General features: G+C 68.9%; 18 protein-coding genes and 2 pseudogenes. 15 read left to right on the top strand and 5 right to left on the bottom strand.

What is annotated here, in order from left to right; translation table 11 throughout:
* The first annotated feature begins 71 nt into the window (after positions 1 to 71).
* The 3 genes from ABZ656_RS03045 (at position 72) to ABZ656_RS03035 (ending at position 2855) form a co-directional block, all read left to right on the top strand.
* On the top strand, positions 72 to 434 hold the full coding sequence (locus tag ABZ656_RS03045; RefSeq protein WP_075025955.1) for a bifunctional 3-phenylpropionate/cinnamic acid dioxygenase ferredoxin subunit: 363 nt from the start codon (positions 72 to 74) through the stop codon (positions 432 to 434).
* Entirely contained in the window at positions 431 to 1594 is a 1164-nt protein-coding gene (locus ABZ656_RS03040; RefSeq protein ID WP_360263919.1) for an FAD-dependent oxidoreductase, read from the top strand. Before ABZ656_RS03045 ends, ABZ656_RS03040 begins: the two co-directional genes overlap by 4 nt.
* A 130-nt stretch (positions 1595 to 1724) precedes the next feature.
* A complete protein-coding gene (locus ABZ656_RS03035) occupies positions 1725 to 2855 on the top strand; it encodes an aromatic ring-hydroxylating dioxygenase subunit alpha (RefSeq protein WP_101407799.1) in 1131 nt (376 codons plus the stop codon).
* A 63-nt stretch (positions 2856 to 2918) separates the two neighbouring features.
* On the opposite strand, the gene ABZ656_RS03030 is transcribed toward ABZ656_RS03035, so the two are convergent.
* A complete protein-coding gene (locus ABZ656_RS03030) occupies positions 2919 to 3716 on the bottom strand; it encodes an IclR family transcriptional regulator (RefSeq protein ID WP_101407798.1) in 798 nt (265 codons plus the stop codon).
* Positions 3717 to 3867: 151 nt separating this feature from the next.
* On the opposite strand from ABZ656_RS03030, the gene betA reads away from it, so the two are divergent.
* Both betA and ABZ656_RS03020 read left to right on the top strand, forming a co-directional pair.
* The gene (gene betA / locus ABZ656_RS03025) at positions 3868 to 5535 is read left to right on the top strand and encodes a choline dehydrogenase (protein WP_360263914.1); all 1668 of its coding nucleotides are present in this window, start codon (positions 3868 to 3870) and stop codon (positions 5533 to 5535) included.
* A 3-nt stretch (positions 5536 to 5538) separates the two neighbouring features.
* Complete coding sequence (locus tag ABZ656_RS03020; protein ID WP_360263911.1) at positions 5539 to 6375, top strand: 5,10-methylenetetrahydrofolate reductase; 837 nt, start codon at positions 5539 to 5541, stop codon at positions 6373 to 6375.
* 449 nt (positions 6376 to 6824) lie between these two features.
* On the opposite strand, the gene purU is transcribed toward ABZ656_RS03020, so the two are convergent.
* On the bottom strand, positions 6825 to 7697 hold the full coding sequence (gene purU, locus ABZ656_RS03015; RefSeq protein ID WP_101407795.1) for a formyltetrahydrofolate deformylase: 873 nt from the start codon (positions 7695 to 7697) through the stop codon (positions 6825 to 6827).
* A gap of 219 nt (positions 7698 to 7916) precedes the next feature.
* Between purU and ABZ656_RS03010 the strand changes: the two genes are divergently transcribed.
* The 10 genes from ABZ656_RS03010 (at position 7917) to ABZ656_RS02965 (ending at position 23494) form a co-directional block, all read left to right on the top strand.
* Entirely contained in the window at positions 7917 to 9386 is a 1470-nt protein-coding gene (locus ABZ656_RS03010; protein ID WP_356780659.1) for an aldehyde dehydrogenase family protein, read from the top strand.
* Between the two features lie 20 nt (positions 9387 to 9406).
* Positions 9407 to 10495 carry a glycine betaine/L-proline ABC transporter ATP-binding protein gene (locus tag ABZ656_RS03005; RefSeq protein WP_101407793.1) on the top strand — a complete coding sequence of 363 codons (1089 nt, stop codon included), beginning with the start codon at positions 9407 to 9409 and terminating at the stop codon, positions 10493 to 10495.
* The gene (locus ABZ656_RS03000) at positions 10495 to 12498 is read left to right on the top strand and encodes an ABC transporter permease subunit (RefSeq protein ID WP_101407792.1); all 2004 of its coding nucleotides are present in this window, start codon (positions 10495 to 10497) and stop codon (positions 12496 to 12498) included. Before ABZ656_RS03005 ends, ABZ656_RS03000 begins: the two co-directional genes overlap by 1 nt.
* Positions 12499 to 12511: 13 nt before the next feature.
* Positions 12512 to 13474 carry an ABC transporter substrate-binding protein gene (locus ABZ656_RS02995; protein WP_101407791.1) on the top strand — a complete coding sequence of 321 codons (963 nt, stop codon included), beginning with the start codon at positions 12512 to 12514 and terminating at the stop codon, positions 13472 to 13474.
* A gap of 249 nt (positions 13475 to 13723) precedes the next feature.
* Positions 13724 to 16162 carry an FAD-dependent oxidoreductase gene (locus ABZ656_RS02990; RefSeq protein WP_101407790.1) on the top strand — a complete coding sequence of 813 codons (2439 nt, stop codon included), beginning with the start codon at positions 13724 to 13726 and terminating at the stop codon, positions 16160 to 16162.
* Positions 16163 to 16199: 37 nt separating this feature from the next.
* Positions 16200 to 17060 carry a bifunctional methylenetetrahydrofolate dehydrogenase/methenyltetrahydrofolate cyclohydrolase gene (locus ABZ656_RS02985; protein ID WP_101407789.1) on the top strand — a complete coding sequence of 287 codons (861 nt, stop codon included), beginning with the start codon at positions 16200 to 16202 and terminating at the stop codon, positions 17058 to 17060.
* Positions 17057 to 18409: a serine hydroxymethyltransferase gene (glyA, locus tag ABZ656_RS02980; protein WP_360263902.1), complete on the top strand. Its 1353-nt coding sequence runs from the start codon at positions 17057 to 17059 to the stop codon at positions 18407 to 18409. The genes ABZ656_RS02985 and glyA overlap by 4 nt, the downstream gene beginning before the upstream one ends.
* Complete coding sequence (locus ABZ656_RS02975) at positions 18406 to 19638, top strand: sarcosine oxidase subunit beta family protein (protein ID WP_075025968.1); 1233 nt, start codon at positions 18406 to 18408, stop codon at positions 19636 to 19638. Before glyA ends, ABZ656_RS02975 begins: the two co-directional genes overlap by 4 nt.
* A gap of 12 nt (positions 19639 to 19650) precedes the next feature.
* Positions 19651 to 22899 (top strand): sarcosine oxidase subunit delta family protein, encoded by a 3249-nt coding sequence (locus ABZ656_RS02970; RefSeq protein ID WP_360263899.1) that lies wholly within the window; start codon positions 19651 to 19653, stop codon positions 22897 to 22899.
* Entirely contained in the window at positions 22892 to 23494 is a 603-nt protein-coding gene (locus tag ABZ656_RS02965) for a sarcosine oxidase subunit gamma family protein (RefSeq protein WP_101407786.1), read from the top strand. The genes ABZ656_RS02970 and ABZ656_RS02965 overlap by 8 nt, the downstream gene beginning before the upstream one ends.
* Positions 23495 to 24385: 891 nt before the next feature.
* Here the strand turns inward: ABZ656_RS02965 and ABZ656_RS02960 are convergent.
* From ABZ656_RS02960 to ABZ656_RS02950, 3 genes and pseudogenes are all read right to left on the bottom strand, one after another.
* Positions 24386 to 24630, bottom strand: a pseudogene (locus tag ABZ656_RS02960) (thioesterase family protein); the annotation flags it as partial.
* Positions 24631 to 24668: 38 nt separating this feature from the next.
* Complete coding sequence (locus ABZ656_RS02955; RefSeq protein ID WP_180362722.1) at positions 24669 to 25871, bottom strand: transposase; 1203 nt, start codon at positions 25869 to 25871, stop codon at positions 24669 to 24671.
* 190 nt (positions 25872 to 26061) lie between these two features.
* Positions 26062 to 26257, bottom strand: a pseudogene (locus ABZ656_RS02950) (hypothetical protein); the annotation flags it as partial.

Raw genomic sequence — 26257 nt, 5'->3', positions numbered from 1 at the left:
AGGGTTTGGGGCCGCCCTCAAACTGGCGTTGCGCTTACCGCAATCCGTTTCGCTATACGCACCGAGGTGTCATGATGATTCCCGCGTGCCTTCTCGTGGATCTGCCGCGAGGCGAGGCCTACCGGCTAGACATCGATCCGCCGGTTTCGGTGTTCCACACCGATGACGGCGAGGTCTTCGCCATCGATGACACCTGCACCCACCAGGACGCGTCGCTCGCCGACGGCTGGCTGGAGGGCTGCGAGGTGGAATGCCCGCTGCATGCTTCGAAGTTCGACCTCCGGACCGGAGCCGTCGACGCTCCGCCGGCCAAGCGTCCGGTCCGCACCCATGAAGTCCTCATCGAGGACGGCATGATCTACGTCCGGCCGTCCACGGAGGCACCCAATCTGCCGCCCTGTGTTGCGTCCCGGCTCGCCGGAGGTCCCGCGTGAGGACAGTGGCCGTGGTGGGTGCCTCGCTGGCCGGTCTGTCGGCGGCGCGCTCGTTGCGGAAACGGGGGTACGACGGGCGGCTGGTCATCATCGGCGACGAACCGCACCGCCCGTACGACAGGCCGCCGCTGTCCAAGGAGTTCCTGGCCGGTGACATCGGCGAAGCCGATCTCGCGCTGGAGTCGAACGACGAGGACCTGCAGGCCGAGTGGCTGCTCGGCGCCCGCGCCGCCGGACTCGACAGCGCGGATCGCGCCGTGCGGCTCGCCGACGGCCGCGACGTCCGAGCCGACGGCTTCGTCATCGCGACCGGCGCGGCCGCGCGGACGCTGCCCGGCACCGACGGCCTGGCCGGGGTGCACACACTGCGCACCCTGGACGACGCCCGCGCCCTGCGGGACGAACTGGCCCTGGGCGGGCGGCTGGTCGTGATCGGCGGCGGATTCATCGGCGCCGAGGTCGCCTCCACCGCCTACGCTCTCGGACTCGACGTGACGGTGGTCGAGGCGGCGCCGACGCCGCTCGCCGGTCCGCTCGGCGAGACCATGGGCGGCATCGTCTCCGCCCTCCATGCGGACCACGGCGTACGGCTGTTGTGCGGCGTGGGGGTCAAGGGGCTGAGCGGGGAGAGCCGGGTCGACGCCGTCCTGCTCGAGGACGGCCGCAGTATCCCCGCCGACACCGTCGTCGTCGGTGTCGGCGCGCGTCCGTGCGTCGAGTGGCTGGAAGGATCCGGCGTTGCGCTCGACAACGGCGTCAAGTGCGGCGCGGACGGCCGCACCAGCCTCGCCGGTGTGGTTGCCGTCGGTGACTGCGCCTCCTGGTACGACCCCCACGCGGGGATCCACCGCCGCGTCGAGCACTGGACCGGTGCGCGCGAGCGGCCCGACGTGGCCGTGGCCACGCTGCTGTCGTGGGGTGCGGCGGAGCCGGGTGTGCCCCGGCCGCCGTACTTCTGGTCGGACCAGTACGGCGTGAAGATCCAGTTCGCCGGTCATTCAGCCGGTGCCGACAGTGTGACGGTCGAGGAAGGCGTCCCGGGCGACCGCAGTTTTCTGGCCGTCTACCGTCGTGCCGGGCATCCGGTCGCCGTGCTCGCGATGAACCAGCCGCGGCTTTTCATGCGTTGGCGCAAGCAGCTCACCGCCGCGACATCTTGACATCATCGATGCGGCATTTCATGCTCCTGTTGCGTATAGCACGCAGCGTTGCTCCATACAAAACGCCGTCCGGAGTCGCTCTTCCCGGCGCGTGAATGACCGATCCACGACGTTCTCCGAGGAGTGCACTGTGACCTCGACCAGCCTGCCGGACAGCCTGATCGCCACCCTGCCCGGCTCCTCCTACACGGATCCGGGGACCTTCGCCCAGGAGCAGGAGCGCATCTTCGAAACGATGTGGTTCTGCGCCGTACGCTCCTCGGATCTGGCCAGGCCCGGCGCCTTCCGGACCGTCGAGGTGGGCCGCGAGAGCATCCTGATCACGCGCGCACGGGACAACTCCATACGCGCCTTCTTCAACGTCTGCCGCCACCGTGGAGCCAAGCTCTGCACCGAGGAGGCCGGTGAGGTCAAGCGCGCCTTCCAGTGCCCCTACCACGCCTGGACGTACGACCTGACAGGCAAACTCGTCGCCGCGCCCAACCTCACCAAGATGCCCGACGTCAGCCGCACGGAGTACGGCCTGGCGAGCGTGGCGACCCATGAATGGCTCGGCTACGTGTGGGTGTGCCTCGCGGAGAACCCGCCTCCCTTCGAGGAGGTCGTGCAGGACGTCGTCGCACGCCTCGGCGACACCGAGTCGATCGAGCACTACGACATGGAGAACCTCGAGGTCGGCAAGCGGATCGTCTATGACGTCAAGGCGAACTGGAAGCTGATCGTCGAGAACTTCATGGAGTGCTACCACTGCGCCACGATCCACCCCGAACTCACCGAGGTGCTCCCGGAGTTCGCCGACGGGTACGCCGCTCAGTACTACGTGGGTCACGGCGCGGAGTTCGGCGCCCAGGTCAAGGGCTTCACCATCGACGGCTCCGAGGGACTGGACCGCATTCCGGGGGTCTCCGAGGCGCAGGACCGCCGCTACTACGCGATCACCGTCAGGCCGCAGGTGTTCATCAACCTCGTCCCCGACCATGTGATCTTCCACCGGATGTACCCGGTCGCCGCGGACCGCACGATCGTCGAGTGCGACTGGCTCTACCTCAAGCACGTCGTCGAAAGCGGCAAGGATGTCAGCCGGTCGGTGGAGCTCTTCGACCGCGTCAACCGGCAGGACTTCGACGCGTGCGAGCGCTGTCAGCCCGCGATGAGCTCCCGGCTGTACGCCAAGGGCGGCGTACTGGTGCCCAGCGAGCATCACATCGGCGAGTTCCACGACTGGGTCCAGGGGCGTCTCGGGACAGGGCGGTCGCAGTAACAGCGGTTCTCGGCAGGTCGACGGCGGCGGCTGAAGGTGCCGTCGGCGGCGGCACCTGGGCGTTCAGCCCAGGTAGCCCATCCGATGGCTGATCTCCTCCGCGCCCTTGACCAGCACCGGAGCGAGCTCGTGCATGCGCTCCTCGGTGAACCGGTATGCGGGGCCGGAGGCGCTGAGTGCCGCGATGACCTCTCCGTCCCGGTCGCGGACCGGCGCGGCCATGGCGTGGAGCCCGATCTCCAGCTCCTCCAGGGTCCAGGCGTAGCCACGCTCCCGAGCCTCGGCGAGATTCTTCTCGAGCTTCGTCTTCGAGGTCAGGGTGTGCGGGGTCACCTTCTTCAAGCCGGCCTCGGACAGTAGCGCGGCGCGCTGCTTGGCGGGCATGTGGGTCAGCAGGATCTTGCCGCTGGACGTGGCGTGCAACGGGGTCAGCTGGCCGACCCAGTTGTGCGCGGTGACGGCCCCCGGGCCGCGCACCTGGTACAGGTTGATCGCGTAGTGCTCCTGCATCACGGCGATGTTGACGGTCTCGCCGATCTCCTCGGCGAGGCGCTCGCAGACCGGGCGGCCCTGCTGGGTGATGTCGATGCGTCCCGTGACCCCGCCGGCCAGGCGTACGATGCCGAAGCCGAGGCGGTATTTGCCGCGCTCGCCCGCCTGCTCCACCAGACCGCGCGCCTCCAGGGCGCCGAGCAGCCGGAACGCGGTCGACTTGTGAACATCGATCTCGGCGGCCACCTCGCTGACGCCGGCCTCGCCGCGCTGAGCCAGGATTTCCAGCACGCTGATGGCACGGTCGACGGACTGTACCCCGCCGGACTGCGAACCTGTCGTTTCGGCATCTGGACTGTAGTTGCTCATAGCGAAACTATACGCGCAGTAAACAACAGCATGGCAAGTAACCGCATTGAAACGTAGACCATGCAAGTTGCGTTGCTCGCAACCTAGTGCGTATAGCGCTACTCGTACTAGCATGCCACGCGTATCTACGGCGCGAGCGAGACGAGGCACCATGGCTCCCCTGCAATACGACTTCGTCATCGTCGGCGGTGGATCCGCCGGCAGCGCACTGGCGAACCGACTCTCCGCCGACCCGGGCAACCAGGTGCTGGTCCTGGAGGCCGGCCGGCCCGACTACCCGTGGGATGTCTTCATCCACATGCCCGCGGCGCTGACCTATCCGATCGGCAGCCGGTTCTACGACTGGAAGTACGAGTCCGAACCCGAGCCTCACATGGGCGACCGGCGCATCTACCACGCGCGCGGCAAGGTGCTGGGCGGTTCCAGCAGCATCAACGGCATGATCTTCCAGCGTGGCAATCCGATGGACTACGAGCGCTGGGCCGCCGATGCCGGCATGGAGTCCTGGGACTACGCGCACTGTCTGCCGTACTTCAAGCGGATGGAGAACTGTCTTGCGGCCGACCCCGACGACGAGTTCCGCGGCCACGACGGCCCCCTCGTCCTCGAACGCGGCCCCGCCTCCAACCCGCTGTTCACCGCCTTCCTCAAGGCCGTCCAGGAGGCGGGTCACCCCCGCACCGACGATGTCAACGGCTATCAGCAGGAGGGCTTCGCCCCCTTCGACCGCAACGTCCACAGGGGACGCCGTCTGTCGGCCTCGAAGGCGTACCTCAAGCCCGCGAAGAAGCGGCCCAACCTCACCGTCACCACCCGTGCCCTGGTCACCCGCGTCCTCTTCGAGGGCAAGCGTGCTGTCGGTGTCGAGTACCGGCGGCGTGGCAAGGTCCAGCAGGTGCGAGCCCGCGAGGTCATCCTCTGCGGCGGTGCGATCAACTCCCCTCAGCTGCTGCAGCTCTCCGGCGTCGGCAACGCCGAGGAACTGAGCGCGATCGGCATCGACGTCGTCCACGACCTCCCGGGCGTCGGCGAGAACATGCAGGACCACCTGGAGGTGTACATCCAGTACGCCTGCAAGCAGCCCGTCTCCATGCAGCCGTACATGGCGAAGTGGCGCGCCCCCTTCATCGGCCTGCAGTGGCTCTTCCGCAAGGGCCCCGCCTCGACCAACCACTTCGAGGCCGGCGGCTTCGCCCGCAGCAACGAGGACGTGGACTACCCCAACCTGATGTTCCACTTCCTGCCGATCGCGGTCCGCTACGACGGCTCCTCGCCCGCCGGCGGGCACGGCTACCAGGTGCACGTCGGTCCCATGTACTCCGACGCCATCGGCTCGGTGAAGATCAAGAGCAAGGACCCGAACGAGCACCCGGCGCTGCGCTTCAACTACCTGTCCACGGAACAGGACCGCCGCGAGTGGGTCGAGTCGATCCGCGTCGCCCGCAAGCTCCTCAACCAGCCCGCGCTGGCCCCGTACAACGACGGGGAGATCTCACCGGGCCCGTCCGTGGAGAGCGACGAGGAGATCCTCGCCTGGGTCGCGAAGGAGGGTGAGACCGCCCTGCACCCCTCGTGCACCTGCAAGATGGGCACCGACGAGATGTCCGTCGTCGACCCCACGAGCATGCGCGTGCACGGTGTGGAGGGACTGCGCGTCGTCGACGCGTCGGTGATGCCCTATGTCACCAACGGCAACATCTACGCGCCGGTGATGATGATCGCGGAGAAGGCGGCCGACCTCATCCTGGGCAAGGACCCATTGGCCCCTTCCAAGGCCGCGTACTACCGGTACCGCGACGCCCAGAAGCAGGCCGGTTAGACCTTGGACGGCGAACACTTCCGGGCGCTGCTGCACAGCGTCCGCTACGAGGTGCTGCCCGCGAAGGCGACCGAGGACAAGGTCCTCGCCCATGTACCGCGCGACGTCGTCGTCACCGTGACGGCGTCGCCGGTCAAGGGCCTGGAACCGACGCTCGACCTCGCCACCCGGCTCACGGCGCACGGCTGTCGCGTCGTCCCGCACGTGCCCGCGCGGCTGCTGCGGGACGACGCGCATCTGAAGGATGTCGTCGACCGGCTCCGGGAGGCGGGAGTCGACGACGTCTTCGTCCCGGCCGGCGACGCCGATCCGCCGGCCGGGGCCTACGACGGGGCGCTACCGGTGCTGCGCAGGCTGAGCGAGCTGGGCAGCCCCTTCGCTCATGTCGGCATCACCGGTTACCCCGAGAGCCATCCGCTCATCCACGACGACCTCACCATCCAGGCGATGTGGGACAAGCGCGCGTACGCCACGTACATCGTGAGCAACCTCTGCTTCGACCCGCGCGTGCTGGGTGACTGGGTCGGCCGGATACGCCGCCGCGATATCACCCTGCCCGTCCACGTGGGCGTCGCGGGGCCGGTGCAGCGGGCGAAGCTGCTGTCCATGGCGGCGAAGATCGGGGTGGGGGAGTCGACGCGTTTTCTGACCAAGCACGCCTCGTGGTTCCTGCGCTTCGCGACCCCCGGCGGTTACTCGCCCGAGCGGCTGCTCGCCCGTTCCGCGGGCGCGCTCTCTTCTCCGTCGGCGGGGGTCGCCGGCCTGCACCTCTTCACCTTCAACCAGATCGCCGAGACCGAGCGGTGGCGCTGCGCTGCGCTTGACCGGTTGGGAGGGTAGGGCCTGTCCGGCGGATCAGGTCGGAGGAGAGCTGCGGCGCCTCATAAGCGCAGGTGAGCGGGGTCTGGTGCGTCCAGCTGCAAGGCGGGGGAGGGAGTCGACGCGATGGGGGTCCCCTGCTCGAGCGAAGCCGAGAGCTCGGGGGAGTCGGCAACCGGCGACAACGCCGCTGGGGGCACCCCCTGCTCGAAGGGCTTGGGGGAGGGCGTGCCAGACCCCGCGTCTGCGGCATGATCCGCCGGACAGGCCCTGGGGGAGCCTCACTGGCGCCCGGGGCGCAGCGGGCCTCGCTGGGGGCTGCGCCCCCAGACCTCCCTGTCGCCTCAACGCCTCGCCCTCAAACGCCGGACGGGCTGTTTGTGTCGGCCTGCGCCCCAAGAGCCGGCGTCAGAGGCCGTATACAGCGATGGGCGGGCCGGATTCCGGCCCGCCCATCGCTCGTGCTCGGCTCAGCGGAAGACAACCGTGCGGTTGCCGTCCACCATGACGCGGCTTTCGCTGTGCCACTTCACCGCGTGTGCGAGCACCTGCGCCTCCACATCCCGCCCGACCGTGACCAGCTCGTCCGGATCGAGGGAGTGGTCCACCCGGACCACGTCCTGATCGATGATCTGTCCCTCGTCCAGGTCCGGTGTCACATAGTGCGCCGTCGCGCCGACAAGCTTCACCCCGCGCGCGTACGCCTGCTGGTAGGGGCGCGCGCCCTTGAAGCTGGGGAGGAAGGAGTGGTGGATGTTGATGGCGCGGCCCTCCAGCTGTTTGCACAGGTCGTCGGAGAGGACCTGCATGTAGCGGGCCAGCACCACCAGGTCGATGTCCAGCTCGCGCACGAGCTCCAGCAGGCGCGCCTCGGCGTCTGCCTTGGTGTCCTTGGTCACCGGGATGTGGTGGAAGGGGACGCCGTAGGTCTCCGCCAGTCCCTCGAAGTCCCGGTGATTGGAGACGATCGCGGGGATCTCGATGTTGAGAGCGCCGGTGCGCTGCCGGAAGAGCAGATCGTTGAGGCAGTGTCCGAACTTGGACACCATGATGAGCGTCCGGGTCGGTGTCGAGGCGTCCCAGAGGGTCCAGGAAATCCGGTAGGCCTCGGCGACCGGACCGAATCGGTAACGCAGATTTTTCAGATCGGCGTTTGGATCGGAAACGTCGAAGTGGACCCTCATGAAGAAACGGCCCTGGAGTCGATCATCGAACTGCTGGCTCTCCAGGATGTTGCCGGAGTTCCTGACGAGAAAGCCGCTCACGGCGTGGACCAGTCCGGCGCTGTCCGGACACGAGAGAGTGAGGACGTACTCACGGCCAGGATGCGGTCGAGGGGACATGTGCAGCCTCCGTCGGTGCGTAATGCACAACATGGTGAGCGATACGCAACATGGTTGGGCTTGGCGCGGCTTGTGGTCAAGAGTGGCCGCGCAACTGCCCGCATGGCGAAATCGTCATCTGCCAACCCCTTGACGTATGTCCGCACATTCGCCAGGGTGTTCCACCACAAGCAATACGGTGCACGATGCGCAACGGAATTCGCTCGAAGGGCTCCACACGTGGCAGACCTGTATGTGGATGGAGAATGGCGCGATGCGGTGGCGGGAGGTCACCGGGAAATCCGCTGTCCCGCTGACGGCACGCTCGCGGCGACCGTGTCCGAGGGGACGCGTCCCGACACCGAGGCCGCGATCGCCGCGGCCCGCCGGGCCTTCGACGAAGGACCCTGGCCGCGCACCCCCGAGCGGGAGCGCGGTGCGCTGTTGCTGCGCACCGCCGACCTCATCGAGCGCGACGCCAAGGAATTCGCCCGCGCCGAATCGCTGGACACCGGCAAGCGGCTGGTGGAGAGCGAGTACGACATCGCCGACGTTGTCTCCTGCTTCCGCTACTACGGCGGGATCGGGGGCACCGATGCCGGCCGGGTGATCGACACCGGCCGCGACGACGCCGTCAGCCGCGTCGTCTACGAACCGGTCGGCGTGTGCGGGCTCATCACCCCCTGGAACTACCCGCTGCTCCAGGCGTCGTGGAAGGTCGCGCCCGCCCTGCTCGCGGGCAACACGATCGTCCTCAAGCCCAGCGAGCTCACCCCCTCCACCTCGATCCTGCTGATGCGGGCCCTTGAGGAGGCCGGGCTCCCGGCCGGCGCCGCCAATCTCGTCCTGGGCGCGGGCCCCGAGGTGGGTGCACCGCTCTCCGAGGAACCGGCCGTCGACATGGTCTCCTTCACGGGAGGTCTGGAGACCGGCAAGCGCATCATGGCCACCGCCGCCTCGACGGTGAAAAAGGTGGCGCTGGAGCTCGGCGGCAAGAACCCCAACGTCATCTTCGCCGACGCCGATTTCGAGACGGCCGTGGACTTCGCTCTCACGGCCGTCTTTCTGCACTCGGGCCAGGTCTGTTCGGCAGGCGCCCGTCTGATCGTCGAGGACTCCCTCCACGACGCCTTCGTCGACGAGGTCGTCCGCCGCGCCCGGCAGATCCGCCTCGGCGGACCGTTCGACCCCGAGGCCGAGACCGGGGCCCTGATCTCCGCGCATCACCGGGAGAAGGTCGAGGCGTATGTCGCGGCGGGCCTCGCCGAAGGCGCCGTACTGCGCTGCGGCGGCGAACGCCCCGGCGACCCCGCACTGGCGAACGGCCACTACTATCCGCCCACCGTGCTCGACGAGTGCCGGCAGGACATGCGCGTCGTGCACGAGGAGTCCTTCGGCCCCGTGCTCACCGTGGAGCGCTTCCACGGCGAGGACGACGCCGTACGCATCGCCAACGACACCGAGTACGGACTCGCCGGCGCCGTCTGGACGCAGGACGCCGGAAAGGCCCAGCGGGTCGCCCGGCGGCTGCGCCACGGCACGGTGTGGATCAACGACTACCACCCCTACGTGCCGCAAGCGGAATGGGGTGGCTTCGGGCACTCGGGCGTGGGCCGGGAGCTGGGACCGACCGGCCTGGACGAGTACCGAGAGCCCAAGCACATCTGGCAGAACATCCAACCCCGGCCGCAGCACTGGTTCCGCGGCTGAACGCCGAAAAGAGGTCGATCGTGACCCCAGCACAGACCGAGGTGCCGCAGCGGCGCGGCACGCCACAGGACTCGGCCCCCACCCCGGTCATATCCGTGCGCAAGCTGTGGAAGGTGTTCGGGCCGAAGGCAGACCAGGTACCGCACTCCGAGGAGCTGTGCGGGCTCACCCGCCGCGAGCTGATGGACCGCACCGGATGCACCGCCGCCGTGCGCGACGTGAACTTCGAGGTCTCGCCCGGCGAGGTCTTCGTCGTCATGGGTCTGTCCGGCTCCGGCAAGTCCACCCTGGTGCGATGTCTGACCCGGCTGATCGAACCCACCGCCGGGGAGATCGTCTTCGAGGGCGAGGACATCCGCGACGCGGACGACAAGCGTCTGCGTGAACTGCGGCGCCGCAAGTTCTCCATGGTCTTTCAGCACTTCGGGCTGCTGCCCCACCGCCGGGTCGTCGACAACGTGTCCTTCGGTCTGGAGATCCGCGGCATGAGCAAGGCCGAGCGCACCAAGCGGGCGCTGGAGGTCGTCGAACTGGTCGGCCTCTCCGGCTATGAGAACTCCTACCCCGACCAGCTCTCCGGCGGTATGCAGCAGCGCGTCGGTCTCGCCCGGGCGCTGGCCGGTGATCCGGACGTGCTGCTCTTCGACGAACCGTTCTCGGCGCTCGACCCGCTGATCCGCCGTGACATGCAGAACGAGGTCATCCGTCTGCACCACGAGGTCGGCAAGACGATGGTGTTCATCACCCACGACCTCTCCGAGGCGCTCAAGCTGGGCGACCGCATCCTCATCATGCGTGACGGCAAGATGGTCCAGTGCGGTACCGGCGACGAGTTGGTAGGCGCCCCGGCCGACGACTACGTACGCGAGTTCGTCAAGGACGTGCCGCGCGGCGACGTACTGACTCTGCGGTGGATCATGCGTCCGGCGGTGGACGGCGACGCCCTGGACGGTCCCGAGCTGGGCCCGGACGTCGTGGTGCGGGAAGCCACCCGGGCCGTACTGGCGGCGGACAAGCCGGTCAAGGTCGTCGAGAACGGCAAGCTGCTCGGCATCGTCGGTGACGAGGAGATCCTCGCGGTGGTCGCCGGGCAGGAAGGCGACATGTGATGACCGTCGCCATGGAGAAACCGGAGAAAACCGAGCAGGTGGCGGAGGCCGCGCCGGCGGTCGCGGGCGTGCGCAAGGTCAGCCGCTCCATGATGGTGGCCGCGATCCTGGTCGTCTGGCTGGTGCTCTTCGCCGTGCTGCGCGGAAAGCAGACCCTGACGCTGGCGGCGGCAGACCTCACCGGTCTGCACCGCTGGTTCAACGACCTCAGCGACTCGGTCGGCGCCAACCGCAACTCCAACCCGCTCTTCCTCTACTTCTTCAACGAGATCCGCCTGGTCATCGACAACCTGGTGACCTTCGTCCAGGACCTGATCTCGCAGTCGAGCGGCGACCGCCCGGTGCCGCAGATCGGCTGGCTCGGTGTCGTCGGCGTCACGGGCTTCGTCTCCTGGGCCGTCGGCAACTGGCGGGTCGCGCTCCTGGCCATGGCCGGTTTCACGTTCTTCGGGCTGCAGGGTCTGTGGCAGCAGAGCATGGACACCCTGGCGCTCACCCTCTCCGCGGTTCTCGTGGCGCTGGTTATCGCGATTCCGCTCGGTGTGTGGGCGGGGCTGTCCGACCGGTTCAACCGGATCATCACGCCTTTCCTGGACTTCATGCAGACGATGCCGACCTTCGTCTACCTGGCCCCGCTGACCCTGATCTTCCTCATCGGCCCGGCCTCCGCCGTGATCGCCACGGTGATCTACGCGGCCCCGCCGGCGATCCGTATCACCGCGCACGGCATCCGTTCCGTACCGGAGACCACCGTCGAGGCTGCCGACTCGCTGGGCTCGACCCGGTGGCAGTCGCTGCTGAAGGTGCTGCTGCCGATGTCCAAGCGGACCGTGGTGATGGGCGTGAACCAGACCATCATGGCCGCCCTGGCCATGGTGACCATCGCGGCCCTGATCGACGCACCCGGCCTCGGCAAGACCGTCGTCCAGGCCCTGCAGTCGCTCGACGTCGGTACGGCCTTCAACGCGGGCCTGGCCATCGTGATCATGGCCATCGTCCTCGACCGGGTCACGACCGCGTCGAGCACACGTGCGGAGCAGGCCCGCAACTCGGGCGGCCGCTTCCTCAAGTGGCGCCGGCCACTGCTCGCGGCGGGCGGGGTGGTCGTGCTGGTGCTGGTGTACCTGTCGCACACGTACCTGTGGGCGGCGCAGTTCCCCGGCCAGGGCAGCACCGGCAGCCATATCGCGAGCGCGGCGGACAGCGTGACGACGTGGGCGCAGGACAACCTGTCGGGCATCACGAACGGATTCCGCGACGCCATCACCAACGGACTGCTGAACCCCTTCCAGTCGCTGCTCACCGACTCCCCGTGGTGGCTCGTGGGTGCGGCGCTGATCGGGATCGGCGTGGTGCTCGGCGGCTGGCGGGCCGGGGTCACGACCGCTGTGTGCGTGGGCCTTCTTGTCGGCACGGGCGTGTGGTCGGACAGCATGACGACGCTGGCGTCGACGCTCGTGGCGACCGTGCTGGTGATGGTGTTCGGCATCGCCTTCGGAGTGTGGATGGGGCGCAGCATGCTGGTGGACCGGCTGCTGCGGCCCACCCTGGACGCGGCGCAGGTCATGCCGCCGTTCGTCTATCTGGTGCCGTTCCTCGCGCTGTTCGGCGCGACGCGCTTCACCGCGATCGTCGCCGCCGTCGTCTATGCCGCGCCGGTCGCCATCAAGATCACCGCCGACGGAGTGCGGGCCGTGCCCGAGACCACCGTCGAGGCGGCCACCGCTGCCGGGTGCAACAACTGGCAGATCATCACCAAAGTTCAACTGCCGATGGCACGCAGCGCCCTGACTCTCGCGACCAACCAGGGCCTGATCTATGTGCTGTCGATGGTTGTTGTGGGCGGCCTGGTGGGAGCCGGCGCCCTCGGCTACGACGTCGTGGCCGGATTCTCGCAGGGAGAGCTGTACGGCAAGGGGCTGGCGGCGGGGCTCGCCATCGTACTGCTCGGAGTCATGTTCGACCGGATCACTCAGGCAGCGGCGCGCCGTACCAGCGCTTAAGGAGCACGACACCATGGCAAGACACTGGCGAACCGGCGCGGCCGGCCTGGCCGTCCTCGGTCTCACTCTCACCGCATGCGGCGGAGCGAAGGTCGGCGACACCGCCTCCTCCGGCTCCAAGAGCTCGGGCAAGTGCGGCACCTTCAACCTCGCGGTCAACCCGTGGGTGGGCTACGAGGCGGACGCGGCGGTCGTCGCGTACGTCGCGCAGCACGACCTCGGCTGTACGGTCAACAAGAAGGACCTGAAGGAGCAGATCGCCTGGCAGGGCTTCGGCACGGGCGAGGTCGACGCGGTCCTGGAGAACTGGGGCCACGACGACCTGAAGAAGAAGTACATCTCCGGGCAGAAGACCGCCGTCGAGGCGGGCCAGACCGGCAACAAAGGCATCATCGGCTGGTACGTGCCGCCGTGGCTGGCCAAGGCGCACCCGGACATCACCGACTGGAAGAACCTCAACAAGTACGCGTCCAACTTCAAGACCTCGGAGTCGGGCGGCAAGGGCCAGCTCCTGGACGGCGACCCGTCGTACGTCACCAACGACGCGGCGCTGGTGACGAACCTGAAGCTGGACTACAAGGTGGTGTACGCGGGCAGCGAGACCGCGCTCATCCAGGCCTTCCGGACCGCCGAGAAGAACAAGCAGTGGGTGATCGGCTACTTCTACGAGCCGCAGTGGTTCCTGTCCGAGGTGCCGCTGGTCAAGGTGAACCTGCCGAAGTACACGACGGGTTGCGACGCCGTCGCGGCCAAGGTCGCCTGTGACTATCCCGTGTACGACCTGGACAAGATCGTCAGCGCCAAGTTCTCCACGTCGGGCAGCCCCGCCTACAACCTGGTGAAGAACTTCAACTGGACGAACGACGACCAGAACACCGTGGCCAAGTACATAGCCCAGGACAAGATGTCCGACGACGCCGCGGCGAAGAAGTGGGTCGACGCCAACCGCGACAAGGTCGACGCCTGGATCAAGTAGGGCGCGACGCGGCTCCGTCTCCGGCACCCCTCCGGAGCTGGACCGTTGACGCACGAGCGACCCGGAAATCCGCCGGACGGGCCCGGCAGGCTGCGCTGGCAGCCTGCCGGGCCTCGTCGCGTTTCGGGCTGTTTTCCGACGTCACGGACCCCTTGACACCCACTCCTCGTGACAGGCACATTGAGTTGCGCAACCTGAAGCATGTTGCGCAGACAGCAACTTGATTGCTTTCAAGTCGGAGGTGCGGCGATGGCGGGACCCCGAGTGGTCATCATCGGAGCGGGCGTCGTGGGAGCGGCGCTCGCTGACGAGATTTCCGCGCGAGGCTGGACCGAAGTGACCGTGGTCGACCAGGGCCCGCTCCCTGCCACCGGGGGATCGTCGTCGCACGCCCCGGGCCTGGTCTTCCAGACGAACTCCTCCAAGACCATGACCGAGTTGGCCCGCTACACGGTCGAGAAGTTCTGTTCCCTCGACGTCGACGGCCGGCCCTGCTTCCTGCAGGTCGGCGGTCTCGAAGTGGCGACCACCCCCGAGCGCGTCGCGGAGCTGCACCGCCGCCACGGCTGGGTCACCGCCTGGGGCATCGAGGCCCGGCTGCTGAGCCCCGAGGAGTGCGTCGAGCAGCACCCGCTCGTGAACCCGGACAAGGTCCTCGGCGGCCTCCTGGTACCGACCGACGGCCTCGCGAAGGCCGTCCTCGCCGTCGAGGCGCAGATCCGCCGGGCCACCGAGCGCGGTGTGCGCTTCCTCGCCCGCCACGAAGTCCTCGACGTGCGGCAGAGCGAGGGCCGCGTCATCGGCGTCCTCACCGACCAGGGCGAGATCCCCGCCGACATCGTCGTGTGCTGCGCCGGCATCTGGGGCCCGAAGATCGCCCGCATGGTCGGCATGAACCTCCCGCTCACCCCCCTCGGCCACCAACTGGCCTGGACCGGGCCGGTACCGGCGCTGGCGGGCCAGGCCGAGGAGGCGGTGCGCCCGATCCTGCGCCACCAGGACGCCGATCTCTACTACCGCGACCGCTTCGACACCCTGGGCATCGGCTACTACGGCCACCGTCCGATGCCGGTCTCCGTCGACGACATCCTGTCCGTGGACGAGGCCGACGAGATGCCGTCGGTCCTGAAGTTCACCGAGGACGACTTCGAGGACGCCTGGACCGAGACCCAGTCCCTGCTCCCCGCGACGCGGGAGGCCAAGGTCGAGGAGGGCATCAACGGCCTGTTCTCCTTCACCACCGACGGCCAGCCGCTCCTCGGTGAATCCCCGGACGTCAAGGGCTTCTGGGTCGCCGAGGCCGTCTGGGTCACCCACTCCGCCGGCGTCGGCCGGGCCATGGCCGAATGGCTGGTCGACGGCTACTGCTCGTCCTTCGACCTGCACGAGTGCGACGTCAACCGCTTCGAGCCGCACCAGCTCGCCCCGGAGTACGTCCTGGCCCGCGACTGCCAGAACTTCGTCGAGGTCTACGACATCCTGCACCCCCTCCAGCCGTCGGGGGACCCGCGCCCGATCCGCACGAGCCCCTTCTACGCCCGCCAGCAGGAACTGGGCGCCTTCTTCCTGGAGGCGAACGGCTGGGAGCGCCCCCAGTGGTACGAGGCCAACGCGGGCCTGGCCGAGGGCCGTTCCATCCCCACGCCCAACGACTGGGCCGCGCGCTACTGGTCGCCCATCGTCGGCGCCGAGGCACAGGCCACCCGTGAGACGGTCGCGATGTACGACATGACGGCCCTCAAGCGCCTGGAGGTCAGCGGCCCCGGTGCCGCCGACTTCCTGGAGCGCCTGTGCACCGGCAAGGTTGCCAAGTCGGTCGGCTCGGTGACGTACACCCTGCTCCTCGACCACGACGGCGGCATCCGCAGCGACATCACCGTCGCCCGCCTGGCCCGCGACCTCTTCCAGGTCGGCGCCAACGGCAACCTGGACCTCGACTGGTTCACCCGCCACCTCCCCGCCGACGGCACGGTCCAGGTCCGTGACATCACCCCGGGCACCTGCTGCATCGGCCTGTGGGGACCGCTCGCCCGCAAGGTCCTGGGGCCCCTCACCGACGCGGACTTCTCGAACGACGGCCTGAAGTACTTCCGCGCCAAGCGCGCCTACATCGGCTCGGTGCCCGTCACCGCCATGCGGTTGTCGTACGTCGGTGAGCTCGGCTGGGAGCTCTACACCACCGCCGACCAGGGCCAGAAACTCTGGGACACCCTGTGGCAGGCGGCCGAGCCGCTCGGCGGCGTCATCGCCGGCCGCGGCGCCTTCAACAGCCTGCGCCTGGAGAAGGGCTACCGCTCCTTCGGCACCGACATGACCTACGAACACGACCCCTACGAGGCCGGGGTCGGCTTCGCCGTCAAGCTCGACAAGGACGACTTCATCGGCAAGGCCGCACTCGAGCGGCGCAAGGCCGACGTGCGGCGCAAGCTCACCTGCCTCACCATCGACGACCCGGGGGCCGTCGTCCTGGGCAAGGAGCCGGTGTACGACGGCGACCGCCCCGTCGGCTATGTCACCAGCGCCGCCTACGGCTACACGATCGGCAAGGGCATCGCCTACGCGTGGCTCCCGGCGCAACTCGCCACCCCCGGCACCACCGTGCACATCGGCTACTTCGACCAGCGCGTCGAGGCGGTCGTCGCCGAGGAGCCCCTGTTCGACCCGACCATGTCCCGCCTCCGTGGCTAGCACGACATCGTCGGCTTCGAGGGAAGGAGCACTGCCAGTGACCGCACAGCTGCTCGACGGCAAGGCGACCGCCGCCGCGATCCGTCGCGAACTCGCCGAACGCGTGGCCAAGTTGACGGCCACCGACGGTCGCCCGCCCGGGCTCGGCACGGTCCTGGTCGGCGACGACCCCGGCAGCCATGCCTACGTCGGCGGCAAGCACCGTGACTGCGCGCAGATCGGTGTCGCCTCCATCCGCCGCGAACTGCCCGCCGATGCCACGCAGGGGCAGGTCGAGGACGTGATCGACGAGCTCAACGCCGATCCGGCCTGCACCGGCTACATCGTTCAGCTCCCGCTCCCGCGCCACCTAGACGCGAACGCCGTCCTGGAACGCATGGACCCGGCCAAGGACGCCGACGGCCTGCACCCTGTCAGCCTCGGCCGGCTCGCCCTCGGCGTCGAGGCCCCGATGCCGTGCACCCCGCGCGGCATCGTCGAACTGCTCCGCCGTCACGACGTGCCGCTCGCCGGAGCGCGGGTGTGCGTGATCGGACGGGGCATCACGGTCGGACGACCCATCGGGCTGCTGCTCACCCGCAAGTCAGAGAACGCCACCGTGACCCTGTGCCACACCGGCACCAAGGGCCTGGCCTGGCACGTACGCGAGGCGGACATCGTCATCGCGGCCGCCGGCTCGCCCGGGCTGATCACCAAGGACATGCTGCGCCCCGGCGCGGCGGTCCTGGACGTCGGCATCACCCGCACCGACCACGGGCTGGTCGGCGACGTGCACCCGGACGCGGCCTCGGTCGCCGGGTGGCTCGCGCCGATGCCCGGAGGCGTAGGACCCATGACGCGGGCGATGCTGCTCGCCAATGTCGTCGAGGCCGCCGAGAGGAACGCGAACGCCGTATGAACGCGCTGAACACCCCCCTGGCGGAACTGGACCCCGAGGTCCACGCCGCACTCCGCGCCGAGCTGCACCGCCAGCAGTCCACCCTCGAAATGATCGCCTCCGAGAACTTCGCGCCCTCCGCCGTGCTGGAGGCCCAGGGCTCGGTCCTCACCAACAAGTACGCCGAGGGCTATCCCGGCCGCCGCTACTACGGCGGCTGCGAACACGTCGACGTCACCGAGCGCCTCGCCATCGAGCGGATCAAGTCCCTCTTCGGTGCCGGGTTCGCCAACGTCCAGCCGCACTCGGGCGCCCAGGCGAACACCGCCGTCTTCTTCGCCCTGCTGCAGCCCGGCGACACCATCCTCGGCCTCGATCTCGCGCACGGCGGGCACCTCACGCACGGCATGCGCATCAACTACAGCGGCAAGATGCTCAACGTCGTGCCCTACCACGTCGCCGAGGCGGACAACCTCGTCGACATGGACGAGGTGGAACGCCTCGCCAAGGAACACCGCCCCAAGATGATCATCGCGGGCTGGTCGGCGTACCCGCGGCAGCTGGACTTCGCGGCCTTCCGGCGGATCGCCGACGAGGTGGGCGCCCTCCTCATGGTCGACATGGCGCACTTCGCCGGTCTCGTCGCCGCCGGGCTGCACCCCAACCCCGTACCGCACGCCCACGTCACCACCACGACGACGCACAAGACGCTCGGCGGTCCCCGCGGCGGCGTCATCCTCACCAATGAGGCCGACCTCGCGAAGAAGATCAACTCGGCGGTGTTCCCCGGTATGCAGGGCGGCCCTCTGGAGCACGTCATCGCCGCGAAGGCGGTGTCGTTCAAGGTCGCCGCGTCACCCGAGTTCGCCGAGCGCCAGGCCCGTACGCTCGCCGGCTCCCGCATCCTCGCCGAACGCCTCACCCGGGCCGACGCGGCCGCCGCCGGGGTGAAGGTCCTCACCGGCGGCACGGACGTCCACCTCGTCCTGGTCGACCTGCGGGACTCCCAGCTCGACGGCAGGCAGGCCGAAGACCTGCTCCACGAGATCGGCATCACCGTCAACCGCAACGCCGTGCCCTTCGACCCGCGCCCGCCCATGGTCACCTCGGGACTGCGTATCGGCACCCCGGCGCTGGCCACCCGAGGCTTCACGGATGACGACTTCGAAGAGGTCTCCGATGTGATCGCCCTGGCCCTTCAGCCCGAGCCCGACATCGCCGCCCTGCGCGCCCGCAGCGAGGCGCTGGCCGCCAAGCACCCGCTCTACCCGCACCTTTCAGAAGCAGAAGCAGAAGCAGAAGCAGAAGCAGAAGCAGAAGCAGAAGCAGAAGCAGAAGCAGAAGCACAAGAAGCCGGAGAAGTCCGATGAGCCCCCGCACCCCCGGCGCCGAGCTCCCCGAGCACCCCGACTGGCTGTGGCGCACGCCGGAGCCCAAGCGGTCGTACGACGTGGTGATCGTCGGCGGCGGCGGCCACGGTCTCGCCACCGCCCACTATCTGGCGAAGAACCACGGCATCACCAACGTCGCCGTGCTGGAGAAGGGCTGGCTGGCGGGCGGCAACATGGCCCGCAACACCACGATCATCCGTTCCAACTACCTGTGGGACGAGAGCGCCGGGATCTACGAGCACGCGCTCAAGCTGTGGGAGGGACTGGAGGAGGAGCTCGACTACCCGATCCTCTTCTCCCAGCGCGGTGTGCTCAACCTCGCCCACAGCCTCCAGGACGTCCGTGACAGCGTGCGCCGTGTCGAGGCGAACCGGCTCAACGGCGTGGATGCCGAATGGCTCGACGAGCAGCAGGTCAAGGACGTCTGCCCGATCGTCAACATCTCGCCCGACGTGCGCTATCCGGTCATGGGCGGCACCTACCAGCCCCGCGCCGGCATCGCCAAACACGACCATGTCGCCTGGGGCCTGGCCCGCTCCGCCGACGCGGCCGGCATCGACATCATCCAGAACTGCGAGGTCACGGGCCTCGACATCGTCGGCGGCCGGGTCGTAGGAGTGCAGACGACGCTCGGCCCGATCGCGGCGGGGAAGGTGGCGCTCTGCTCGGCCGGCCACACCTCGGTGCTCGCCGCCATGGCCGGCATCGAACTGCCGCTGCAGAGCCACCCGTTGCAGGCGCTCGTCTCCGAGCTCCTCGAACCGGTGCACCCGACGGTCGTCATGTCCAACGCGGTCCATGTGTACGTCAGCCAGGCCCACAAGGGCGAGCTGGTGATGGGCGCGGGCATCGACTCGTACAACTCCTACACCCAGCGCGGCGCCTTCCACATCATCGAAGAGCAGATGTCCGCCGCCCTGGAACTCTTCCCGGTCTTCGCCCGCGCCCATGTGCTGCGCACCTGGGGCGGCATCGTCGACGTCAGCCCCGACGCCTCACCCATCGTCGGACTCACCCCGGTCGACAACCTCTACCTGAACTGCGGCTGGGGCACCGGCGGATTCAAGGCCACCCCGGGCGTCGGCTGGGTCTACGCCCACACCATCGCCCACGACACCCCTCACCACCTCAACGCCCCCTTCTCGCTCGACCGTTTCACCACCGGCGCGCTCGTCGACGAGCACGGCGCGGCCGCGGTGGCCCACTAGGGAGCCGAACCCATGCTGCTCATCCCATGCCCCTGGTGCGGGCCCCGTGACGAGGCCGAGTTCCACTACGGCGGCCAGGCACACGTGCCCTATCCCGAGGACTCCGCCGCCCTGACCGACGAGGAGTGGGCGCGCTACCTCTTCTTCCGCGACAACCCCAAGGGCCCGTTCGCCGAACGCTGGAGCCACGCGGCCGGATGCCGCCGCTGGTTCAACGCGGTGCGCGACACGGCGACGAACGAGATTCTCTCCGTGTACCGCGCGGGCGAGCCGAGGCCGGACAATTCCACCCGGCCTGGGTTGTGGGCAGGCGTTCTGCAGGGCGGAGCAGGTGGGCACAACCCACCCACGGACCCGCAGTCGTCGACGGACCCCGCGCGGTCCGGGGCGGCAGCCCCAGTTTCGGGAAGGGGCGGGCTTGGGGAAGAAACCACTCCCGTCGCCACCCAACCGTTCCGGCTGCCCACCGGCGGCCGAGTCCACCGCGGTGAGCGCCTCCGCTTCACCTTCGACGGTACGGAGTACGAGGGCTTCCGCGGCGACACCCTCGCCTCCGCCCTCCTCGCCAACGGCGTCATCGAGGCCGGCACGAGCATCAAGCTCGGCCGCCCGCGCGGCATCTTCTCGGCCGGTGTCGAGGAGCCCAACGCCGTCATCCAGATCGAGGCACCCTTCCCCGAGCCGATGCTGCCCGCGACGACCGTCGAACTGTACGACGGTCTGGTGGCGAGCAGCCTGCCCGGTCAGGGACGCCTCGCCACCGAACCGGACCCCGCCCGCTACGACGCCGTCCACGCGCACTGCGACCTGCTCGTGGTCGGCGCCGGACCGGCCGGACTCGCCGCCGCGGCAGCCGCCGCGCGCAGCGGAGCGCGCGTCATCCTCGCCGACGACCAGCCGGAGCTGGGCGGCAGTCTGCTGGGGTCGGGCGAACTCCTCGACTGGGCGGAAGAGATCGGAGCGCTCCTCGAAGCCGCGCCCGAGGTGCGCGTGCTGCGTCGCACCACGGTCTTCGGCCACTACGACGACAACCACCTCCTCGCCGTCGAGCGCCGCACCAGTCACCTCGGCGCCGAGGCCCCGGAGCATGTCTCCCGCGAGCGTGTCTGGCGCATCCGCGCCCGTCGCGTCGTGCTCGCCACCGGCGCCCACGAGCGTTCGCTGGCCTTCGCGGACAACGACCGCCCCGGTGTGATGCTGGCCGCCTCGGCCCGCGCCTACGTCAACCGCCACGGCGTCCTTCCCGGCCGCCACACCGTCGTCTTCACCACCAACGACAGCGCCTACGCCGCCGCGCTGGATCTCGCGGCGGCGGGCGTGGAAGTCGCGGCGATCGTCGACACCCGGCCCGAGCCGGGGGAGTGGGCGCGCCGTGCCCGGGAGTCCGGGATCGAGGTGCTGAGCGGACACGCCGTGGTCGGCACCGAAGGCGCCCCGCGGCTCACCGCCGTGACGGCCGCTCCGTACGGGGATTCGGCAGGGACCCGGGAGTTCGCCGCCGACCTGCTGCTGGTCTCCGGCGGCTGGAACCCCGTAGCGCACCTGTTCAGCCAGGCGGGCGGAAAGCTGCGCTACGACGACACACTCGGCTCCTTCCTCCCCGGCACCTGCCGCCAGGCCGTCGAGGTCGCGGGCAGCGCGAACGGCGTCCTCGACCTGGCCCGGGCCCTCGCGCAGGGCGCGGCCGCCGGTGCCCGCGCGATCGAGGCCGAGGGCTACGCCTCCGAGGCGCCCCGCCTTCCCGACGTGGCCGCCGAGCCGCACTCTCCGGCCATGCAGGTCTTCCTCGTCCCCGGCGCCGCCGGCGCACCCCGCTTCGTCGACCTCCAGCGCGATGTCACCATCGACGACCTGACCCGCGCCACCGGCGCAGGTCTGCGCTCGGTCGAGCACACCAAGCGCTACACCACGGCCGGCACCGCCAACGACCAGGGCAAGACATCCGGGGTCCTGGCCAGCGGCGTCGTCGCCGAACTGCTCGGCGTGGACGTCTCGGCCCTCGGTACGACGACGTTCCGCCCGCCCTACACGCCGGTCTCCTTCGCCACGCTCGCGGGCCGCGACCGCGGCGCACTGCACGACCCGATCCGTACGACCGCTCTGCATGACTGGCATGTCATGCACGGCGCCCTGTTCGAGAACGTCGGTCAGTGGAAGCGGCCCTGGTACTACCCGCAGGATGGCGAGGACATGGAGACCGCCGTGCTGCGCGAGTGCGCCGCCGCCCGCGACGGCGTCGCCTTCATGGACGCCTCCACCCTCGGCAAGATCGACGTACAGGGCCCGGACGCCGCCGTCTTCCTGGACCGGCTCTACACCAACATGATGAGCACCCTGAAGGTCGGCATGATCCGCTACGGCGTCATGTGCCACCTGGACGGCATGATCTTCGACGACGGCACCGTCATCCGCCTCGCCCAGGACCGCTTCCTGGTCACCACGACGACGGGCAACGCGGCCGCCGTACTGGACTGGATGGAGGAATGGCTGCAGACCGAATGGCCCGGGCTGCGCGTCCACTGCACCTCCGTCACGGAACAGTGGGCCACCGTCGCCCTGGTCGGCCCCCGTTCCCGCGAGGTGCTGGGGATGCTCGCGCCGGCGCTGGCGGTGGACAACGACAGCTTCCCGTTCATGGCGTGGCGGGACACGACCGTCGCGGGCGTCGAGGCCCGGGTGTGCCGGATCAGCTTCTCCGGCGAACTGGCCTATGAGATCAATGTGTCACCGTGGGAGGCGCTCGCCCTGTGGGAGGCGCTGTACGAGGCCGGTGCCCCGTTCGGCATCACCCCCTACGGCACCGAGACCATGCACGTCCTGCGCGCGGAGAAGGGCTACCCGATCATCGGCCAGGACACCGACGGCACCGTCACTCCGCACGACCTCGGCATGAGCTGGGCGGTGTCGAAGAAGAAGCCCGACTTCATCGGCAAGCGCTCCTACGCCCGCGCCGACGCCGTCCGCCCCGACCGCAAGCACCTGGTCGGCCTGCTCCCGGAGGATCCGGGCACCTTCCTCCCCGAAGGCACGCAGCTGGTTGCAGACAGCGTGCTGCCCGCCCCGCCCGTCCCGATGCTCGGCCACGTCACCTCCAGTTACCGCAGCGCGGCGCTCGGCCGGACCTTCGCCCTCGCCCTGGTCAAGGGCGGCCGGGACCGCATCGGCGAGCGGCTCTACGCCCCCGTGGGCGACCGGCTGGTTCCGGTGACCGTCGCAAGCCCCGTCCTCTACGACCCCGAGGGAGCCCGCCGCGATGGCTGACACCGCCCTTACCATCCCGCGCCGCAGTCCCCTGTCGCATGCCGCCGACCGCCTGGCCGCCGCGACGCGCACCTCCGGGGGCGCGGTCCGGCTGGCCGAACTCCCCTTCCTGGCCCAGGTCAACGTCCGGCTCGACGCCAAGGGAGCGGCAGCGGACGCCGTCGGGCTCGCGCTGGGCCTCCAGCTGCCCCTCGAACCCAACACCGTCGTGCGCGCCGGCGAGCTGACCGCTGTGTGGCTAGGCCCCGACGAATGGCTGGTGGTGGGCCCGACCGGCGGTCAGCGGGATTTGGAGAGCCGGATCAGGACGGCGAGTGGCGACGAGCCCGTGGGTGTCACCGACGTCTCCGCCCAGCGCACCACCCTCCTTGTCACGGGTCCACGCGCCCGTGACCTGCTGGCACATGGCTGCCCCCTGGATCTGCACCCGCGTGTCTTCGGAGCCGGGTGCTGCGCCCAGACCACCCTGGCCCGCACACAGATCGTGCTGGTCGCCAGGGACGAACCCAAGGCCGGATTCTGGGTACTGGTCCGTTCGTCCTTTGCCGGCTACCTGACGGACTGGCTGCTGGACGCGGCGGCCGAATACGTCTGAACGAGCTCAACAGGGCGTGATATCCACAGGAGGTGGGAGGCGTCCGCGACCGACAGGCCGATACTGTCAGGATCCGTCGCTGTCCGCTGCGGCGCCCCTGTGCGGCGTGTGTCGGTGCGGGCGGTCCTGTCTGTCTGCGTGTCTGCGTGTCTGCGTGTCAATGGGGTCGGCCCGACCGTCCGGCGGGGATGCGGATTTGCACTCCCTGAAAGGGCGGGCAGCCAAGGCCACGCGGCCGGTGCCGATCCCTCCTGTGCTCGTCCGCATGTTGCGCGAGCGCGTGAGCCTGTTCTTACGCTCGACGAGCACGCCCTTGAGCTGGCGAAGCGCGATTACGACCTGCGGCAGGCCGGCATCCCGTTCTGGCCGGCCTCCGGCGTCGACCCCCCAGAGTGCGCGCGCCGAGCCGGGCAGAGCATCCAGGTCCTCTTCCGCTACTACGCCAAGTTCCTGGCCGAAGCGCGGAACCATGCCAACCGGCTGATCGAGGAGTCCATGCAGTGGTGGGACACCCCGACAGACGGCCCTGGGGGTGCCTTAGCGGGGCCACGGCCCGGAAAAGCCCCGGACCTGCTGGTCAGAGCTGGGATACCGGTGGGGGACAGCGGAAGTAGGGTCACCTTTCGACTCACTGCTCAAGTGCGCGCTCAAAAGAGCGCCTGACGGGCATCTGCCCTGTTCAGGCGCCCTTTTTCTGTGTCCAGAAGAAGCCCAGCTTCTTCGATGAGTACGACACGAGGAGGTTCTTGGTCTGCTGGTGGTACAGCGCTTGCGAGCCCCTGAACTGCTGTGATGGTGTAACGGGTGGCCTTTGCGGCTTGGTTGGTCCGCGCATGGTCCGGATCTTTCCTGTCCCGTGGCTTCGTGTGCGCGGGAGGGACTGAGGGCAGACCGGATCTCGCACTCGTCCAGGGTGAGACGCCCCAGGACGTCGAAACTGATCCGGCCGACGACCATGCCCGAGGTGCCCCGGCGACTGGGCCAGGTGGCGGTCGATGGTGTGACCGATGAGGGCGCCGTGTGGGCTGAAGTGCTGCTTTTCCGAGCTCCAGGCGCCGCTCGCGTGGAACGTGAGCTTGAAAGTGCTCATCGATGCGTTCGGAGTAGCTGTCCGTGAACGGGACGCCGGCGTGCAACGGAGCCCTCCTGCAGCGATGTTCGGGTCTGCAAAGGTTCACCGCCGGTCGGCCGGGCCGTCCTCGCTGGACGTGGCCCGTGGCGAGCGGCCGAGGCGCTGATAAGCGTAGGCGGCGGAAACCAGACTCATGTGATGGTGCCAGCCGGGAAAGGAGCGCCCCTCGAAGTCGAGCAGCCCGAACCACTGAGCCATCGCGCTCACGGCGACGGCGGGGCCGGTCGCGTACGACGCCAACTTGACGGCGTCCGATAGCTGCTGAGGCGGAAGATTCGTTATCCAGACCGCACCGGGACGGTTGCCCGTGCGCATTTCGGTAAAGAGCTGGAATGGCCGTTCCGAGGGCGAACCTGAACGCAGGGCCTGCACATGCACTCTCATGGACTGAACGCGGGTGGGACGGCACCCCCCGCCGGGGGTGGTGACGGTCAATGTCTCCAGCGGCTGCGCCGGGACCGTGAAGTGCACGGAGGCGTGAAGGGGTTGGCGAACCCCGAGACTCTGACTCATCGTCACCGCCAGATTGTGTGGCACTTTGATGACGAAGCGCTGGCCACGCTGGTTGAGCCCGTTGATGAGGAGGTTGACGTCCTGGTCCTCGCTCAAGTCCGCCACCAGTGGCGCCGACTTGACACGTGTCGCCAGCGTGTCCACGAGGCCGAGGACGTGGGCCCACGGCGGACGGTAGTGCTGGGTGTCCGGCACGCGGGCCTGTTGGCGTAGGTATGGGTCGTCGGTCCACGGCCCGGGCAGCGACAGCTCCCAGGCGACGGGTATGTACGCGGTGTCGATGCAGAGGAACGCGCCGTACCCCAGTTGGCAGTTCTGCGTGTGGTTGGAGGTCGGGTCGTAATGACGGTGTACGCCGACCGAGCGCTCACCGCGTTTGGGCAGGAAGGCCCGGCCGATGGTCCACGCGTGGGCCGGGCTGTGTCCTTCGGCCCAGGTGGCGAGTTCGTGGAGGACGGGCTCCCAGTTCCAGGGGCTCGCGTTGACGAACTGGCGCAGTGACTGCGCTGCGGCGGGGGAGGCCGAGATGGCGCGGGCGAGGCGACGAATGGACTTCTTGCCGGGCGTGGTGAGGAGCGCTTCCACGTAGGCATGGGCGCAGCGGCGCTGGTCGACCCGGGAAAGGTGCTTGAAGATCTGCGTGCAGAACGCTCTGAGATCCGGATCCTCGGTTAGTGGGACATAGGCATCCAGGACCGCCTCCCGCGTGTCAAGTCCGGAGTGATTCGCCATACTTCCCCCGTTTTCTCGAACGTCAGGCTTCTGGCTGAGTGGCATCGCTCGCGCGGTGCCCAGGTGAGCGATCGCCTGTCGCTCGAGCCGCTCGAAGACCGGCCACCCGGGTCGTGTCGAAGTGACGCTGTTTGGGCCAATGCGGGGGAGGGGGATGGACGGCCCTTCCCCGAGGATCGACAACAGGCAGTTACTCGGAGGTCAATTCGATGAGTTGGTCGGCGGCTGTGTTGTTGCCTTGGTCGGCGAGGCGGCGGAGTTCGTCGAGGTTGCCCTGTTCGGTGGCGAGTTCGATGAGTTGGTCGGCGGCTGTGTTGTTGCCTTGGTCGGCGAGGCGGCGGAGTTCGTCGAGGTCGCCTCGTTCGGTGGCGAGTTCGATGAGTTGG

It is taken from the genome of Streptomyces sp. NPDC007095 (assembly GCF_040634475.1).
Taxonomy (GTDB): Bacteria; Actinomycetota; Actinomycetes; order Streptomycetales; family Streptomycetaceae; genus Streptomyces.
This window is presented reverse-complemented; position numbering and strand designations above follow the sequence as displayed.